Annotated in this window: 19 protein-coding genes; 11 read left to right on the top strand and 8 right to left on the bottom strand. The window is 66.1% G+C overall.

Annotated features, from left to right (window positions below):
- Positions 1 to 3 precede the first annotated feature (3 nt).
- Together G6N43_RS20820 and G6N43_RS20815 are read right to left on the bottom strand one after the other, a co-directional pair.
- On the bottom strand, positions 4 to 1,065 hold the full coding sequence (locus G6N43_RS20820) for a phosphotransferase (RefSeq protein WP_083149907.1): 1,062 nt from the start codon (positions 1,063 to 1,065) through the stop codon (positions 4 to 6).
- Positions 1,062 to 1,610, bottom strand: coding sequence for a TetR/AcrR family transcriptional regulator (locus G6N43_RS20815; RefSeq protein ID WP_083150036.1), 549 nt, complete (start codon positions 1,608 to 1,610; stop codon positions 1,062 to 1,064). The genes G6N43_RS20820 and G6N43_RS20815 overlap by 4 nt, the downstream gene beginning before the upstream one ends.
- 44 nt (positions 1,611 to 1,654) lie before the next feature.
- On the opposite strand from G6N43_RS20815, the gene G6N43_RS20810 reads away from it, so the two are divergent.
- From G6N43_RS20810 to G6N43_RS20800, 3 genes are read left to right on the top strand one after another with little or no spacing between them, the layout of a single operon-like run.
- Entirely contained in the window at positions 1,655 to 2,908 is a 1,254-nt protein-coding gene (locus tag G6N43_RS20810; RefSeq protein ID WP_083149906.1) for a cytochrome P450, read from the top strand.
- Between the two features lie 8 nt (positions 2,909 to 2,916).
- Positions 2,917 to 3,108, top strand: a complete 192-nt coding sequence (locus G6N43_RS20805; protein WP_083150035.1) for a ferredoxin — start codon at positions 2,917 to 2,919, stop codon at positions 3,106 to 3,108.
- 41 nt (positions 3,109 to 3,149) lie between these two features.
- Complete coding sequence (locus G6N43_RS20800) at positions 3,150 to 3,926, top strand: MarP family serine protease (RefSeq protein ID WP_272937659.1); 777 nt, start codon at positions 3,150 to 3,152, stop codon at positions 3,924 to 3,926.
- Between the two features lie 4 nt (positions 3,927 to 3,930).
- On the opposite strand, the gene G6N43_RS20795 is transcribed toward G6N43_RS20800, so the two are convergent.
- Together G6N43_RS20795 and G6N43_RS20790 are read right to left on the bottom strand one after the other, a co-directional pair.
- Entirely contained in the window at positions 3,931 to 4,746 is an 816-nt protein-coding gene (locus tag G6N43_RS20795) for a thioesterase family protein (protein ID WP_083149904.1), read from the bottom strand.
- Positions 4,743 to 5,579 carry an SMP-30/gluconolactonase/LRE family protein gene (locus G6N43_RS20790; protein WP_179967901.1) on the bottom strand — a complete coding sequence of 279 codons (837 nt, stop codon included), beginning with the start codon at positions 5,577 to 5,579 and terminating at the stop codon, positions 4,743 to 4,745. Before G6N43_RS20790 ends, G6N43_RS20795 begins: the two co-directional genes overlap by 4 nt.
- A gap of 49 nt (positions 5,580 to 5,628) precedes the next feature.
- Here G6N43_RS20790 and G6N43_RS20785 point away from each other — a divergent pair, with 49 nt between their 5' ends.
- Genes G6N43_RS20785 through G6N43_RS20755 form a run of 7 tightly spaced genes read left to right on the top strand, consistent with a single transcriptional unit; the run spans position 5,629 to position 12,432 of the window.
- Positions 5,629 to 6,333, top strand: a complete 705-nt coding sequence (locus G6N43_RS20785) for an NIPSNAP family protein (protein WP_083150034.1) — start codon at positions 5,629 to 5,631, stop codon at positions 6,331 to 6,333.
- Complete coding sequence (locus tag G6N43_RS20780) at positions 6,330 to 7,559, top strand: cytochrome P450 (protein ID WP_083149903.1); 1,230 nt, start codon at positions 6,330 to 6,332, stop codon at positions 7,557 to 7,559. The genes G6N43_RS20785 and G6N43_RS20780 overlap by 4 nt, the downstream gene beginning before the upstream one ends.
- 1 nt (position 7,560) lies before the next feature.
- Positions 7,561 to 8,529 (top strand): zinc-binding dehydrogenase, encoded by a 969-nt coding sequence (locus G6N43_RS20775; protein ID WP_083149902.1) that lies wholly within the window; start codon positions 7,561 to 7,563, stop codon positions 8,527 to 8,529.
- Complete coding sequence (locus G6N43_RS20770) at positions 8,526 to 9,269, top strand: HpcH/HpaI aldolase family protein (protein WP_083149901.1); 744 nt, start codon at positions 8,526 to 8,528, stop codon at positions 9,267 to 9,269. Before G6N43_RS20775 ends, G6N43_RS20770 begins: the two co-directional genes overlap by 4 nt.
- Complete coding sequence (locus G6N43_RS20765; protein WP_083149900.1) at positions 9,266 to 9,988, top strand: SDR family NAD(P)-dependent oxidoreductase; 723 nt, start codon at positions 9,266 to 9,268, stop codon at positions 9,986 to 9,988. The genes G6N43_RS20770 and G6N43_RS20765 overlap by 4 nt, the downstream gene beginning before the upstream one ends.
- Positions 9,989 to 9,992: 4 nt before the next feature.
- Positions 9,993 to 11,501, top strand: coding sequence for a flavin-containing monooxygenase (locus tag G6N43_RS20760; protein ID WP_083149899.1), 1,509 nt, complete (start codon positions 9,993 to 9,995; stop codon positions 11,499 to 11,501).
- Between the two features lie 4 nt (positions 11,502 to 11,505).
- Positions 11,506 to 12,432, top strand: a complete 927-nt coding sequence (locus tag G6N43_RS20755) for an alpha/beta hydrolase (protein WP_083149898.1) — start codon at positions 11,506 to 11,508, stop codon at positions 12,430 to 12,432.
- Here the strand turns inward: G6N43_RS20755 and G6N43_RS20750 are convergent.
- Complete coding sequence (locus G6N43_RS20750) at positions 12,422 to 12,901, bottom strand: SRPBCC family protein (RefSeq protein ID WP_083150032.1); 480 nt, start codon at positions 12,899 to 12,901, stop codon at positions 12,422 to 12,424. The genes G6N43_RS20755 and G6N43_RS20750 overlap by 11 nt on opposite strands.
- Before the next feature lie 17 nt (positions 12,902 to 12,918).
- A complete protein-coding gene (locus G6N43_RS20745) occupies positions 12,919 to 13,560 on the bottom strand; it encodes a GAP family protein (protein WP_234810019.1) in 642 nt (213 codons plus the stop codon).
- A gap of 57 nt (positions 13,561 to 13,617) precedes the next feature.
- Here G6N43_RS20745 and G6N43_RS20740 point away from each other — a divergent pair, with 57 nt between their 5' ends.
- Positions 13,618 to 14,769, top strand: coding sequence for an acyl-CoA dehydrogenase family protein (locus G6N43_RS20740; RefSeq protein WP_083149896.1), 1,152 nt, complete (start codon positions 13,618 to 13,620; stop codon positions 14,767 to 14,769).
- A gap of 77 nt (positions 14,770 to 14,846) precedes the next feature.
- Here the strand turns inward: G6N43_RS20740 and G6N43_RS20735 are convergent, their stop codons facing one another.
- Positions 14,847 to 15,779, bottom strand: coding sequence for an LLM class flavin-dependent oxidoreductase (locus G6N43_RS20735; protein ID WP_083149895.1), 933 nt, complete (start codon positions 15,777 to 15,779; stop codon positions 14,847 to 14,849).
- Positions 15,776 to 16,612 carry a MaoC/PaaZ C-terminal domain-containing protein gene (locus G6N43_RS20730; protein WP_083149894.1) on the bottom strand — a complete coding sequence of 279 codons (837 nt, stop codon included), beginning with the start codon at positions 16,610 to 16,612 and terminating at the stop codon, positions 15,776 to 15,778. The genes G6N43_RS20735 and G6N43_RS20730 overlap by 4 nt, the downstream gene beginning before the upstream one ends.
- Between the last annotated feature and the right edge of the window lies 1 nt (position 16,613).

The following is a 16,613-nucleotide window of genomic DNA, read 5'->3' as shown; positions in this document are numbered from 1 at the left end:
CTTTCAGTCGCCGAGCCGTTCCTCGAGCAGGCCAACGGAGTCGAGATCCTCGATCGCCTGAGTCGTGCTGGCCATGGCGGCAAGTGAAACGTCGATCGGTTGCCACTGCGATCCCATAGCCGCAGTCGACGCGGCGGCGATCCAGGAGTACACGGCGAAGAGCCGGTACTGCTCATGCGCCGTTGCCGCGTCGAGTTCTACACCGTTGTGTGCCAACGCAGATCGATACCGCGCCAGCAGTGATTCCTCCTCGGCGCGGCGCGTTTCGATCGGCAGCGAGTTACACAGCAAATACCCGATATCGCGCACTCCCGGGCCCCGGCCGGCGACCGCCCAGTCGTAGAAGCCGGTGCGACCCCCGTCGACGAACAGATTGCCACTATGAGTGTCGCCGTGGATCAGGGTGCGCTCGCCCTCGGCGAACAGTGCGACGATGTCGAGTGACCGCGAAGCATAGAGGTCACCGAGGCGGCGGAACACCGCGGGCATGTCGTCGGCGAACTGCTCGAGTGCCGAGACGATGAATTGCGCGCGGCGGGAGGCGGTTTCGGAATCTACAGGCTTACGTTTCATTCCGGCGGGAGTGCGCAGCCATGCCAGCTCGCTGCCCTGAAAAGCGGCGTGCAGCGCCGCCAGCTCATCCATCGCCGAGGCGGCGACGTCGACGATGTCGTCATCGCTCGGCGTGGGGAAGCGACACCCCGACGCGGTGAGATCCTCGAGCACCATCACGAACGAACCGTCGGATTCGGCGTAGTCGGAATGAAACACCTTCGGCGCTCGTACGGGAAGATCGCCACCCACTTCGGCGTAGAGCCTCGCCTCGGCCACGCCAAGGCCTATCTGACGCAAAAATGTGCGCTGCTGTTCAGCGAAGGGCTGCAGCTTGACGAACACGGTCTCCGGTACGTCCGACGACGCGCTCAACCCGACCCGGGCGCGACCGGTCGTCCCGGAATGGGCGTCCAAGATCTCGACCGCGTCCACGCGGGTGTTCAACACCTCGGTGAACCATTCGGGCGTCAGCTCGTCGACGGTGGACGGGATGGTCGACAGGATGGTCACTGCGTACCTCCGGGCGCGTGGTGCTTGACGCGGGCCGCGTGCCGAAGCTGTTCGAGGAAGTCGCCGTCGTCGTCACTGCGCACCACGTAGTGCGAAATCGCCACGCGCACAGCCGTCGACACCGCCAGCGCGGCATCGGGTCCCTGCGCGAGACGCTCCAGTCGCTGCCGCATCAGCGGAATGACCCGGGACAGCCGCCGCAGGACCTGCGCGGGCTCGATGTCGATCATGCGCAGTCCCGGGTAGGACTGCTGATAGTCCACGATCACCCGAAGCGCCGCGTCGAGCTTCTCCTCCGACGGAAGATGTGCGGTCGCATCCGACACCGCGCGTTCGTAGAACTGCCGCTCCCACACCACAAATGCTTCGAGTAGATCCCTCTTGGAGTCGAACCATCGATAGAGCGTGGGCCGTGATACGCCGGCCTGAGCGGCGACCTCCGACAGGCTGAGCTTTGTCATCCCGTTGCGGCCGAGAACTTCCGCGGTGGCGGCAAGAATCCGCTGACGCGTCGAGCTGTCGGTCTCGACCCACGGTTCGTCCATCGGCATAGCTTTACAAATTGTTGATGAAGTGTCACGCTGTTTCTGTGACAGCCCCACCCGTAGAGGCGCGCGAATACAGTCAATTCGACCTAACCTCGCATGACTTCTGGAGTCGGCCGTTCGACGAACGTGACGAGGTGTTCGCCCAGCTCCGGGCAGCTGACGGCCTGTCGTGGCACCGCCCGTTCGAGTCGCTGTTCCCGATGGAAGAACCCGGCTTCTGGGCGTTGACGCGACGCGCCGACATCGCGTTCGTCAGCCAGAATCCCGACCTGTTCACCTCGGCCCAAGGCATCGCGCTGAACCCCATGCCCGCCGAGATCCAGCGGTTCGCGTCGTTCTTCCTCAGCATGGATCCGCCTCAGCACACCGTGTACCGGCGGCTCATCAGCTCGGCGTTCACGCCACGCAATGTTCGGCAGATCGAGGAGCAGATCCACCGCAACGCCGTCGCGATCGTCGACGATCTCGTCGGCGCCGGCGACATCGATTTCGTGGCCGCCTGTTCGGCGCGACTGCCGATGCTGACCATCATGGACATGCTCGGCGTGCCGACCGCCGACCAGCCTGCGGTGGCCTATGCCGCCGAGAAGCTGTTCGGTATGAGCGACGACGAGTACGCCACACCCGAGGAGCGGGCCGAGGACCCGATCGCACAGATCACTTTGCTCTCCAACACCGGGATCGAGCTGGCGCAGTTCCGGCGCAAGAATCCCGGCGACGACCTGATGACGGCCATCGTCAACGCCGAGGTCGATGGACACCGGCTGACCGATGAGGAGATCGGCGCCTTCCTCATTCTGTTGGCGTCGGCCGGAAACGACACCACCAAGCAAGCCACCACGCACGCGATGCTGGCCTTGGTCGCCAACCCCGCCCAGCGTGATTGGCTGATGGAGGATTTCGATAACCGGATCGGGACCGCCGTCGAGGAATTCGTGCGGTGGTCGTCACCGGTGCTGCAGTTCGCCCGCTTCGCCACCCAGGACACCCAGATCAACGGTCAGCCCGTGCAGGCGGGCGACAAGGTGGGGCTGTTCTACTGCTCGGCCAACCGGGATGAGGCGGCCTTCGCCGATCCGGGTGTGTTCGATCTGTCGCGGTCACCCAATCCGCATCTCGGCTTCGGCGGCGGCGGTCCACACTTCTGCCTGGGTAACCAACTGGCCAAGACAGAGTTGCGAAACCTGTTCCGGGAACTGCTGACTCGCTTGACCAGCATCGAGTTCGGCGAACCCGACCTGCTGTACAGCAACTTCGTCCACGGCGTCAAACGCCTGCCTGCCTTCGTTCGTTAGGAGTGTTCATGAAGGTAGTAGTGGACCTCGACCGGTGTACCGGTCACGGCATCTGCGAATCGATCGCCGAAGACGTGTTCGAGGTCGGAGATGACGGCATCGTCGTGATCCACGACAGCGAACGGCCGGAATCGGACCGCGATCGTATGCAGCAGGCCGTAACGCAGTGTCCGGTGTCGGCGTTGCGCCTCGCCGACTGAGCAGCCCGCACCGGCAGACCTTTGGGTCTATCGTTCTGTTGGTGAGGTGGATTCAACTCGGATTCGCATTACTCGCGGTCACGCTGGGGTTGGGCGCCCTGGCCGGCCGCGGCACCTACCCGGAAACGGTCCACCGCGCGACCGAGTTGACCGAGCCGGTCAGCCAGGTGGTCAGCGTTGAACCCCCGGATGCCACGCTGGCCCGCGATGCGGTCGTCGCCGACGCAGCGCACAGCGTGGTCAAGATTCAAAGCACCTCATATGCCTGCCTGACACTCATGTCGGGCAGCGGCTTCGTCGTCGCGCCGCAGCGTGTGATGACAAACGCGCACGTGGTGGCGGGTGCCGACGGCGTCACCGTATCGGTCGACGCTCAGGAGTTCGAGGCGACGGTGGTGGTCTACGATCCCGCCGCGGACATCGCCGTGCTGGACGTCCCCGGCCTGCAGGCGCCGCCACTGGACTTCGCTGACGACATCGCATGGCGGGGCACCGACGCCGTCGTGCTCGGATACCCCGGTGGCGGGCCGTTCGTCGCCTATCCGGCGAGGGTCCGCGGCGTCGTCCAACTCAACGGTCCGGACATCTATCGCACCACGACCGTCTTCCGCGAGGTGTACACGATCAGGGGCAAGGTCGGGCGCGGCGATTCCGGGGGACCGCTGATAGACCGCGACGGCCGTGTGCTCGGCATGAGTTTCGCCGCCGCGATGCACGATCCGGAAATCGGTTTCGTCCTCACGTCCAAGCATGTCTACCCGCACGTCGTCGACTCGGGTTCCGCGGAACCGGTCGCGACGGGTGCGTGCGTGCGCTGACGGCTCAGCGGCCGGGCATCGGACGGACCAGCACCGACTCCTGAATCGCGCCGACAGGACCGGACTCGTCGAACAGGGTGCCGATAGTCGTACCGATCCCGTCGGGCCCGTAGTTGGTCTCGGCGCGGATGCCGATCCACTCACCCTCCGGGATGCGGTGCACATGCACGACCAGGTCGGTGTTCATGAACGTCCACTTCCTGATATCGAGTTTGGTGCCGATCCCGTTGGCGTCGTCGGCGACCGCGAAGAGCCGCTCGAGGGCGGTCATCGTCTCACCCTTGACGAGGTCGACCTCCGGGCGGATCCAGGACTCGCCGGGCCCGTCGCTCATCGGCGTCGTCAACCACCGCCAGTCGAGGCTGTGCACGTAGTTGCGGTCCCAGTCCTTCTTCATGTCGCGGCTGCGCGCCTCGGCGAGCGGCCGCAGTGGCGGTGCCGCCGTGTGGACGATCGCAGCGGTGTCCACCGTCTTCATCCGCCAACCGCTCGCGCGCGCCACCGCGCGCGGCTCACCGTCGCGACCCGGTGCCAGCATCTCGGCGCTGACGAGTTCGATCTGCTTGCCGGAGCGCTCGATTCGAGATCGCACCCACAGATCGCCCTCGGCGGGGACGGCGCCCAGCAGGTCGATCAGCACTCGGCTCAGGCGGGTGTCGTCTCGAGCCTCACACCTCTCGAGCGCGCGTACCAACAGCGCCGACGGTGGCGCTCCGTGCTGGATCTCGGCCGACCAGGTGCTGCGCACCAGATCGGTTGCGGCGAACTTCTCACCGAGCGGGTCGTCGGCGTCGAGCAGCTCGTAGTAGGAATCGCTCACGGCAGCCCGGCTCCCGGGGCCGCGACGGTCATCGCCTCCAGGCGTGACTCCTTCGTCCCGATCAGCCGTTCTGGATATGCATCCGCACTGGTCAGCAGGAACAGGGTGCGGCGCTCCGGCCCGCCCAGCGCGCACGCGATCGCGATGCGGTCGCCCATCTCGACCCGGTCGGTGACGTCGCCGCCCTCGACGATCCGCTCGAACTGATTCGCCAGCGTCATCGCCACCCAGACGCCGCCTTCGGCGTCGAGGCAGATGCCGTCGGGCGGCCCGTCGAGTCCGTCGGCGAAGATCCGCCGGTCACCCAGCGAGCCATCGGTGCCGATGGTGAACGCGGTCAGCCGCCTGCCCGTCGACTCCGCGACGATCAGCGTGGCGTGGTCCGGCGTGATCACCATCCCGTTCGGGAAGTGGAGGTTCTCGGCGACGATCGCCACCGACCCGTCGGGATCGACGCGTGCGATGACGCCGCCCTCACGTGCCTGGGCGCCGACGTATGCGCGGCCGACGGCATCGACGACCATGTCGCCGAGGTCTGCAGGTACGACGCCGGAGAGATCGGCGAACGGTTCGACGGTGTAGCCGTCGTAGCGCAGCAGCTTGCGGTGCGCGGTGGACACGATCAGCAGCGTCCCGTCGGGCCGGAACCCGAGGCCGGACGGCCGGTGTCCGGGAAGGGGCAGCGTGGTCATGTCGCCGAGCAGGTTGACCGTGTGCACCGCCTCGCCCAGCATGTCCGAGAACCACAGCAATCCCTCGAACCACCGCGGGCCCTCACCGAAGCAGAAACCGTCGGCCAGCGTCGTCAGCGCGTCGGCACCTTTACAAATCACGGCATAAGTGTCACGCTCGCAGGGTGCGACTGTCAACTAGGTGCCGGTCTTGAAGAAGTTCTACGGCCACACGCTCCTCTACCTCCACGAGACGATTGCGCTGGGTGAAGGCCGCAGCGACCGGTTCACGGAGATGTTCAGCGAGATCTACCACCCGATGATGGAGGACCTCGGCGCGCGCCTGTTCGCCATGTGGGAGACCACGCCGTACAACGGGCATTGGCCGCAGGTGACGATCATCTGGGAGATCGACGCGTTCGCCGACTACGCCCGCATCGGGCGCGCGCAGGCGCGCGGCGGCAGCCACGCCGAGGCGGCGGCGAAGTGGTCGACATTCCTCGCCGAGATCCGTGCGTCCGGTGAGGGCCGGATCATGTACGCGGGCAAGTACAACCGGACACTGGCTCAGCTGAAGGAGGCCGGATTCGGTGCAGGCCTGGTGATTCAGGAGATCATGCAAACCAAGCCGGGGCGCCAGGACGACTACATTCGGGAACTCGAACGGCTGTACGTGCCATGGTCGGAACGCACTGGAAAGCGTTGGCTCGGTTCGTTCATCACGACCTTCCGGTTCAACGAGGTGATCCACTACTGGGCGCTCGACGGCGACTGGGACTGCTTCGAAAACCACTATCCATCGTGGAAGGACAGTCCGCCCGCGGAAATCGTCACCTGGATGAGCGTCGCGCCCGCGCTGCGCGACGGCTGGGAGGACTCGATACTGCAGGCACTACCCCCATCCCCGCTGCAATGAACTCACAAGCGACACAGACGATGTTCTCCTACGATCCGTTCGATCCCGCGGTGATGGCCGACCCGCCGTCGTACTACCGCGTACTGCGCGACGAGCATCCGGTGTACTACATCGACAAGTGGGACACCTTTGCGCTGTCGCGATTCGAGGACATCTGGCAGGTGCTGGGGATCAACGACGGAACGTTCGTCGCCTCCGAGGGAACCCTGCCCGCGGCAACGGTTTTGGCGAAGCGGAACGAGGGTCCAGTGCCGGACCCGCCGCTGCATCCGCTGCCGTTCCACGCGAACTTCGACAACCCTATCTACGACTCGGTGCGGCGTTGCACGTCGAGCCAGTTCCGGCCGAGATCCGTCTCGTCATGGACGGACCGGATCCGCACGCTGGCCAACGAGCGGCTCGATGAACTGCTGCCGCGCGGCACGTTCGACCTGACGCAGGATTACGGCGGCGTTGTCGCCGCATCGGTGGTGTGCGAATTGGTCGGGCTGCCCGTCGATCTGGCACCTGATGTGTTGGCGACGGTCAACGCCGGGAGCTTGGCGGAGCCGGGCAGCGGGGTGGAGGTGGCCAACGCCCGGCCCGGCTATCTCGAATACCTGGTGCCGATCATCGAGCGCAGGCGTGCCGGTGAGGGTCCTGAATTGCCGATCGCTGATGCCCTCATCGGCTACCTCCTTCCCGATGGCTCGCCGCTCTCGGATATGGAGGCCGCCGTGCAGATGCTCGGCGTCTTCATCGGCGGCACCGAAACCGTGCCGAAGATCGTCGCGCACGGTCTCTGGGAGTTGGGCAGACATCGCGACCAGTTGAAGGCCCTGCGTTCCGACCTCGACGCCAACGTCCCCGTCGCGCGCGAGGAGATGATCCGGTATTGCGCACCCGCGCAATGGTTTGCGCGCACGCTGCGCAAACCGTTCACCCTGCATGGCACGACGATGAATCCCGGCCAGCGCATCATCACGTTGCTTGCCTCGGCCGCACGCGATGAGCGCGAGTATCCCGATCCCGACGCGTTCATCTGGGATCGTCGCATCGAGCGCCTGCTGGCGTTTGGTCGCGGACAGCACTTCTGCCTCGGCGTGCACATGGCCCGTCTCGAGATCGCGGTCATGGTGACCGAATGGCTCAAGCGGGTGCCGGACTGGCGGATAATCAGCGAGGGCGCCGTGCGCCCGCCGTCGAGCTTCCAATGGGGCTGGAATAACCTGCCAGTGGAGGTGTGAGGTGTGGGCATATCGACTAGTTGCGCCCTATACCTTTGAGCGCCTTGATGTTCCCGACAAGACCGCCGACGATATCGGCGACCGTCAGGTGTTGCTGCGCTTCATGGGGGCCGGGGTCTGCGGCAGCGACCTGTCGCCGTTCCGCGGGGTGCGCGGGAAGATCGCCGGCGACACCGGGCTCAACGCGGCCGAAATGGTGGGCTTCCCGGTCCACGAGGTGGTCGGCGAGGTGCTGGCGAGCCGTCACGACGACCACCGGGTGGGCGACCGCGTCGTGGGCTGGGCGTCGGGCTTCGACGGTCTGATGGGGCTCGTGGTGGCCGACGGCGACGGGCTGGCGTCTTACGACCCGGCGTTGAGCCCATCCCATGCCGTGGCGCTGCAACCGCTCGCGTGCGTGCTGTACGCACTGGAGCAACTCGAGGAGCTCAAGGGACAGCACGTCGCCGTCATCGGACAGGGTTCGATCGGACTGTTGTTCTCCTATGCCGCAAAGGCTCTGGGAGCGCGACACGTGACCGGTGTCGACCCCGTCGACCGTGACGGTGTCGGCAAGGAATTCGGCGTGGATACCATCGTGCGCGCGACCAGTGACCGGTGGGTGAGCCACCTGGAGCCCAACGACCGGCCAAACGTCGTGATCGAGGCCGTCGGCCACCAGGTTGCGACCCTCGGTCACGCCATAGACGCCGCGGCGCCGGGCGGCACGGTGCTGTACTTCGGAGTGCCCGACGACGACAGCTATCCGATCAGCATGCGGGCGATGCTGCGCAAGAACCTGACGCTCAAGTCCGGCGTGACGCTCGACCGGCGACGAGTTCTGGGTGCCGCCAACGAGTTCGCCAAGGAGCATCCGGAGCTGCTCGCGGCCTATGTCACTCATACGTTCTGCGTTGACGAGGTGCAGTCGGCGTTCGACCTGGCTTGCCGACCGGTGCCCGAACGCGTGAAGATCGCGATCACCGAATGACCAGCAGGCTGCAGGACGCCCTCGCGGCGAAGCGACACCTCTGGGGCGGATGGGTGGTGGGGCCGACCATCATCGGCCCCGAGGAGTTCGCCCGAGCGGGCTACGACTACGTCGGATTCGACGTCCAGCACGGCTATCTCGACGACGCCGACGTCGCGCTGCTGATGCGACGGCTCGAACACGTGCCGATCGCCAGCGCGGTGCGGCTGCCGTCCGCGGATCCCGCGCCCATCGGTCGGGTGCTGGACGCCGGCGCCGACGCGGTGATCATCGCCATGGTCGAATCCGCGGAGACGGCCGCCGCCGCCGTGGCCGCAACCAAGTACGCGCCCGCGGGTGTGCGCAGCTACGGGCCGCTGAGTGCGAGCCTCGGTGTCGATCCCGCCGCGCACGAGGAACGCGTCAGCGTGTTCGCGATGATCGAGACGGTGCGGGGAGTGTCGGCGCTCGATGAGATCTGCGCCGTCCCTGGGCTCACCGGCGTATACGTAGGCCCCGCGGACCTGGCGATCTCGCTGGGGCACACTCCGGCGCAGGCATGGACGGAACCGTCGGTGCGCGACGCGATGGAACGCATCCAGACCGGCGCGTCCTCAGCCGGATTGGTGGCCGGCATCCATGCCGGTTCGGGCACCCATGGAAAGGCCATGGCCGAGTTGGGCTTTCGCATGATCACGCTGACCTCGGAATCGCAGGCGCTGCGGCGGGGCGCAGCCGCTCACCTCGAGGAGGCGCAGTGACGTCGGCAGCCCGCGTCGCCCTGGTCACGGGTGCGGCACGCGGGCAGGGTGCGGCGATCGTCAAGCGGCTGTTGTCGGACGGCTTCCGCGTGGCGGCGTGCGACCTGCTGGTGAGCGAGCTGAAGTCGAGCGTGGACGGGCTGGGTGAGAATGTGCTCGCCGTCGAGCTCGACGTCACGTCCGAGCAGCAGTGGGGCGGCGCGGTGCGACAGGCCGTCGACAGGTTCGGTTCGCTGACCACACTCGTCAACAACGCCGGTGTCCTGCACCGCGCTTCGCTCGCCGATGAGACCGCCGCGGGCTTCGAGGGCAGCTGGCGGGTCAATTGTCTTGGACCGTTCCTGGGAATCCAGGCCACGCTCGAGCATCTGCGGCAGGCCGACGGCGCCTCGATCGTCAACACGTGCAGCACCGGCGCGTTCCGTGCGTTCCCGAATCACGCGGCCTATGGCTCGTCGAAATGGGCGCTGCGGGGTCTCACGCAGATCGCGGCCGCGGAGCTCGCGGCATCGGGTATCCGCGTCAACGCGGTGCTGCCCGGCCCGGTCGAGACTCCGATGCTCGACGCGGCGACGCAGGCGCGACTCGCCGAGCAGGGTCGGCTGGGCACGCCGATGGAGATCGCCGACGCGGTCGCGTTCCTGGTGTCGGATCACGCGTCCTTCATCACCGGTTCCGAACTCGTCGTCGACGGCGGACAGTCATTGCAGATCGGATGAACTGATGGCGAGACCGCTCTCGGTAGGAATCATCGGCGCCGGCCCCGGCGGCCTGGCGCTGGGAATCTTTCTGAGAAAGAACGGCTTTGACGACTTCACGATTTTTGACCGGGAAGACGGTGTGGGTGGCACGTGGCGCATCAACACGTACCCGGGTCTGGCCTGCGATGTGAAGTCACACCTGTACTCATACTCGTTCGACCTCAACCCGCGTTGGTCGCGCCTCTGGTCCGCACAGCCGGAGATCCTGGAGTACTTCGAACGCTGTGCCCAGCGTTATGAGCTCGGCCGGCATCTGAAGCTGCGCACTGAGATCGCCTCGGCCCGTTGGGATGCCGAGACGAGAACATGGGACCTGACCGCCACGACCGGCGAGTCCTACACCTTCGACATGGTGGTCTCGGCGGTCGGCATCTTCACCCAGCCGGTGCTGCCGGATCTCGTCGAGGAGGAACCGTTCACCGGAACGCTGATGCACACCGCGCGATGGGACCACTCCGTCGATCTGTCCGACGCACGGGTGGCCGTCCTCGGCACCGGATCGACGGCGGCGCAACTGGTCCCCGAGGTCGCGAAGGTCGCCGAGAAGGTGTACTCGGTGCAGCGATCACCGACGTGGATCCTGCCCAAACCGGACCGCCCCTACACCGAGCGCGAGAAGTGGCTGTTCGCCCACGTTCCGTTCGTCAAGAAGATTTATCGGACACGGTTGTGGTTGCGCAGTGAGTCCAACATCAGCGTCATCGAGAACGGCAGCGACAAGACCCAGGAATTCCGGGACATCGCGTTGCGCACCCTCGAAGCCGTGGTGCCCGACGAGGAGTTGCGGCGCAAGCTGACTCCAGAGCATCCGCTCGGCTGTAAACGGTTGGTTTTCGCGACGGACTATCTGCAGACCCTGACGCAACCCCACGTCGAGGTGGTGTCGAGTCCGGCCAAGGCGCTGCGAGCCCGCTCGCTGGTGACCGCCGACGGCCGCGAACTCGACGTCGACGTCGTCCTGTGCGCGACGGGTTATGCCACGGCGGACTATCTGGGTCAGATCGACGTCGTCGGCGAAGCCTCCACCACACTGCGTGAGATGTGGCGCGACGGCGCGTACGCGTATCTCGGCATGGCCGTGCCTGGCTTCCCGAACTTCTTCATGCTGTACGGCCCGAACACCAACGTCGGCTCCAACAGCGTGATCTTCATGCTGGAGGCGCAGGCCCACTACATCGTGCGGGTCCTGAAGTACATGCGGCGCAAGCGCAAGTCCTATGTCGCGGTGCGCACCACGACGATGACGGACTTCATCGCCCGGATCGACGAATGGATGCAGGGCACCGTGTGGCTCACCCGGTGCAGCAACTACTTCCGCGCGCCCAACGGTCGGGTCGTGACCCAGTGGCCGCGTAGCGCGCGGGCGTTCTGGGGAATGACGCGTCGCTTCCGGTCGGCCGAGTACACCTTCGAACCTCCCGCGCGGCTACCCGTGGTCGAGGTGGGATCAAACAGTACGGCGAACCGGTAGGAGCATGGAGGCGGACTTCGTCGCACGGCTCGATCCCGCGCTGCGTCACCTGGCGGAGGCCAGAACCGACCTGTCGCCGTCCGTGCTCGGTGTCGTTCGCGACTCCCTGAACCAGCGCCGCGCCGAGACCGCGCGGGGCGTCAACACGGCCGGTGTCGAGATCGACGAGCACGAGGTCGGCTCCGTGCCGGTGCGCATCTATCGCGGCGCGGCGGCCCCGTCGCCGGCGGTGATCTACTGCCACTCAGGGGCTTTCGTACTCGGCAACCTCGACACCGACCACCGCCAGTGCGTTCAGTTGGCCAGGCAGGGCGGCTGCACGGTCATTTCCGTGGACTACCGGTTGGCGCCCGAACACCCGTACCCCGCGGCGCGCGACGATGCGATGACGGTGCTCAACGGGGTGGTGGAGAACGCTACCGAGCTTGGTGTGGACGTCGGCAGGATCGCGGTGGCAGGCAGCAGCGCCGGTGGCGGACTGGCCGCCCGGCTTGCGCAGTGCGCGGCAGAGAAAACCGCGCCGCCGGTCGTGTTCCAGCTGCTGCATCAACCCGTGCTCGATGACCGTCCGACACCGTCGAAGGACGAATTCGTCGACACCCCCGGATTCGACAGGCCCGCGGTCGAGCAGATGTGGCAGCACTACTTTTCCGGCGACGGACCCGTCTCAGCCGACGCCGCGCCAGGCCGGGCGCGCGAGTTATCCGGTGTCGCAAGCGCGTTGATCACCTGCTCGGAGCTCGACCCGCTGCGGGACGAAGCCGTCGACTATGCGCGCAATCTGATGTGGGCCGAGGTCGCCACCGAACTCCACGTCTTTCCCGGCACGTGCCACGGATTCGACTCGCTGGTGCCGGAGTGGGAGACCAGTCAGCGGTTGTTCGAAATGCAGGCAGCCGCGCTGCGGAGGGTGTTCTCGGCTACGTCGTAGCGAGTTCCCGTGCCACGGCGGCGTGGTACGCGTCGATATGGGCTGGATTGACCATCCGGAAGAACCCGTCGGTCAACGGGGCGTGCCGGTACGCCTCGATGGTCATGGTCCGGCGGAAGAGCGTCACGCCGTCACCGGGTTGGATGAAGTGGTATTCGATCGTCATGCGGCCCTCGAGTCCGCCGTCGCCCTGACTGTCGTGGCCAAGGCGTCCGACCGAGCTGAACACGAACAGGCGAGGCCGTACCGCCATCGCCAGCTGCCAGGTGAAGACGCGGTCCTTGGCGGGATCGGGATGAGCTTCGTCCCAGGTGTCGCCGACCTGCAGCGGTAACCGGTCCGGCAGGTTGCGGATGTCTGGACCGCCCGGGTACGTCTTGGTCCAGTTGGCGGGGTTCGTCACGAAATCGTAGATCGCCTCCGGAGGTTGGCTGAATGCCGTTTCCGAGCTTGTGGTGACGATGCCCAAGGTCATACTCCTTCGGTTTACAGCTCACGGATTCCCATGAGCAGCAGAGCGATTCCGACCGCCAACAGGATGACGGCCGTGACGTGTCCGTTGTGCCGGTGCAGCCAGTGCTTGAACCGGGTGAGTTGGTCGTCGGCGCGCGCCCCGACCGCCATGTAGACCAGCACCGGAACCGCGACCGTCGAACTGGCGACGACGGCGTAGTACATGACGGCGCCACCGGCTCCTGCGGCACCGGCGCTGGCGGCACCGACCAGCAACCCGGCGGCGGCGGTGGCGGCCAGCATCTTTGGGTTCGTGACCACGAACGCCATCCCGGTCACTCCCGCGCCGACAGGGGTGAGGCGGGTGAACCTCACGAGCCATGCCGGTTCCTCTGTCATCCGGTCCCGCCGGAGCCAGACCCACACTCCGATTGCGACGAGGATGCCGCCGACAGCGATCAGCCCGCGCGGGGAGACTGGCCGGTTGAGGGCGGCGATCAGCCTGGGAGCCTGCATGAATGCGGCCGTCACGACGACGAGGGCGATCACCCTGCCCACCAGAAAAGCCCACCCGTTCGCCTGGGCGCGCTCGGTATGGAGCACCAGAAAAATGGCCACGATGATCGAGAACGGCGATACGGCGACCACCATCGCCGATGCCAGGAGTTGACTCATCAGTGACCACATCAGACGAGACTTTACAGATGAATTAGAAAGTGTCACGCTCAGGAGGTGGATTTCTCACGCGTTGAACTGTCCGAGGAGGACCAGGCGTTTCGGGACGACCTCCGGAGCTTTCTGAAGGAGATCGTCACCGACGAGGTCATCGCACGCGACCGGCAGACGGGTGAGAACTTCGACGAGGGTGTACACCTGGCGCTGGGTGAGGCCGGCTATCTGGCAAGCGATTTCAAGGACGAGACCGACGGCGGGTTCTCCCGCGTGCGTCGCCGCGTCTGGACGCTGGAGATCGGCCGGGCGCACACGCCGTGGTTCCACTGGGGCACGACCGCGATGGTGTTGCGCGCCGTGCAGCGGTTCGGCACCGAGGCGCTGAAAGAAGAGGTCATACCGAAGGCGCTGGCCGGCCAGTATCGGCTGTGCCTTGGCTACACCGAACCCGAGGGTGGCTCCGACGTCGCGACGTGCAAGACACGGGCGGTGCGCGACGGGAACGGCTGGATCATCAACGGGTCCAAGATGTTCACGTCGAACGCGCAGAACGCACAGTACGTCTTCCTGATCACGAACACCGACCCCGACGCGCCCAAACACCAGAGCCTGACAATGTTCCTCGTGCCGCTGGACTCGCCCGGTGTCGAGATCCAGCCGCTGCGCACCGTGGACGGCGACCGCACCAACATCACGTACTACAGCGATGTCCGCGTGGACGACAGGTATCGCATCGGTGAGGTCAACGGCGGCTGGGCCGTGCTGCGGGAGGCGCTCAACGACGAGCACGGCACGATCGACCGTGGAGACGACGGTCTGGACAAGATCGCGGCGATGACCGAACACCTGCTCCTGCTCGCCGAGGCCATCGACGGGGTGGCCGCGACGGCACCGACTGACGATGCGGCGAAGTATCGGCTGGGGCGCAGCATCGCGCGGATGGAAGCCGCGGCGAGCACGCCGGGGATGTTCGGTCGGGTGGCCATCGCCGAGACCATGCGTGACGTGACTCCCGATCTGATGGACCTGCTCGGTACTGCATCAGCGCTGCCCGTGGGTACTGAAGGTGCGGCCGACGACGGGCGAGCCGAGTACATCTTCCGATTGGCCGGTCCGACCGGTATCTACGGCGGCACTCTCGAGGTGTTCCGCAACATGATCGCCCAACATTCGCTCGGCCTCGGGCGCCCGGCCTACGCACCGGCCCGTTAGTTTTGGTGTCGAGACTGGAGCCATGCAGACAATGTTCGAGTAGCGGCCTGCAGAAGTTCAGTTTCGGCGCGTAGCAGTTAGAGTTTCGCGATCACCTCGGCGGCGAGCAGGTCGAGGGTTTCGTCGGAGCCGCGGTCGTGGGTGAACAACACGATCTGGCCGAACCCCAGTTCCTGCAACTGATGCAGACGGTCGACGATCGCGGGCGGTGTGCCGATCAAGCCGCCTTCCCTGAGCCCGAATGCCGGCACGCCGAAACGCTTCTCGGCGAGCTGTCGCACCGTGGGCAGTGACGCGTCGTCGGCCGCCAACGCCATCACCGCCTCAATCGACATCACGATGGTCGACGGGTCGCGGCCGACCTCGTCGCATATCGACTGCAGCACGGAGATCTTCTGTTCGAGCTCGCCCAGCGCATACGTCGGGACGTTCCACACGTCGGCGTAGCGCGCGACCAGTGGCAGTGTGTACTTCTCGCCGACACCGCCCACGACGATCGGCGGACGAGGTTGCTGCACCGCCGGTGGTTTGATCGGCATGTCTCGGACGGTGAAATGCTTTCCGGCGAAGTCGATCACCTCGTCGGCGAACGCTTGATACAGGATCTGCAGCGTCTCACCGAGGCGTTCGGACCGTTCGGCGAACGTGCCCCACGGCAGCCCTATGCGGGAGTGCTCGTCCTCGATGGAGCCGCTGCCGATGCCGAGCGCGAGCCTGCCCGCAGAGATCTGGTCCAGCGTCGTCGCCATCTTGGCCAGCACTGCGGGATGGCGAAACTGGTTGCACAGCACCATATGTCCGACCCGAATGCTTTCGGTGCGGCTCAGCAGCGCCGTCGCCAGGGTCCACGCCTCCATCGACGGGTAGTCCGGCATGCCGGGCGCATAGAGATGGTCATAGAGCCAGATCGAGTCGATGCCGAGCAGTTCGCAGCGCTGCGTGCGATGCAGGACCTGTTCGTAGGTGAAGCCCATCTGAGGCAGATAGACTCCGATCTCGGGCCTGGTCATCGGCGCAGCTCCAATCTTCCGTGGGCGATGGTCTTCGTGCCGTCGGCTTCGGCCTCGAAAGCGAACGAATGCTCCGAGATGCGAAAGGCATTCACCGCCAGATCGCAGTTCAGCGGGGTGGGCGCGGCGAACCGCACGGCGACGCGTCGCACTCGTGCCGGGTCGTCGACACCCAGCAGGCCGAGCACGCGGTGGGTGCAGATCGCCATCGTGCACAGGCCGTGGGTAAACACGAAGTCGAAGCCGGCGGCGCGGGCCACCTCGAGGTCGAAATGATGTGCGGCCCAGTCGCCGGACAGCTCGGCGTAGCGGTGCGTGATGTCGGCATCGATGTGATGGTTGGCCGTGCCGAGCGGGTAGGCCCTCGCGGCATCAGGGAAGCGGTGCTCGGCCGGCATCACGCCGAGGTCCGCCATGCCCCGCACGCCGAGCAGCATCATCGTCCACCATTGTTCGGCGACGACGACCCCGTCGCGGTCCACCTGGTCGAAGTGCATCACCACCTGGGTGCCGGCCGTCGTCGTCCGAATCGCTGAAATCTGTGACCAGGTCTCCAGTGGCTCCCCGGGGAGCAATGGCCGGTGCAGCACGATGTCGTGCTCGCCGTGCACACCGCCTCGGGCACCCCGGTACGCCGCATCGGGCAGATCCGCCCGCGCGACTTCATTCGGGGCGAAGACCAGAAGCACCGGGAAGACCACCGGCACGGCGTTCCCATCGAGCACCGCGGCTGTGCGATCACCGGTCACCGCGGCGTATCGGGTGATGGTCTCGGGGTCGAGGAAGCCGGCGAACGGGCCGTGCCTGAATGCGGCCACGCTCAACTCGCTCATC

Origin of the sequence: Mycolicibacterium moriokaense (assembly GCF_010726085.1) — a bacterium.
In the GTDB taxonomy this organism is placed as follows: Bacteria; Actinomycetota; Actinomycetes; order Mycobacteriales; family Mycobacteriaceae; genus Mycobacterium; species Mycobacterium moriokaense.
This window is presented reverse-complemented; position numbering and strand designations above follow the sequence as displayed.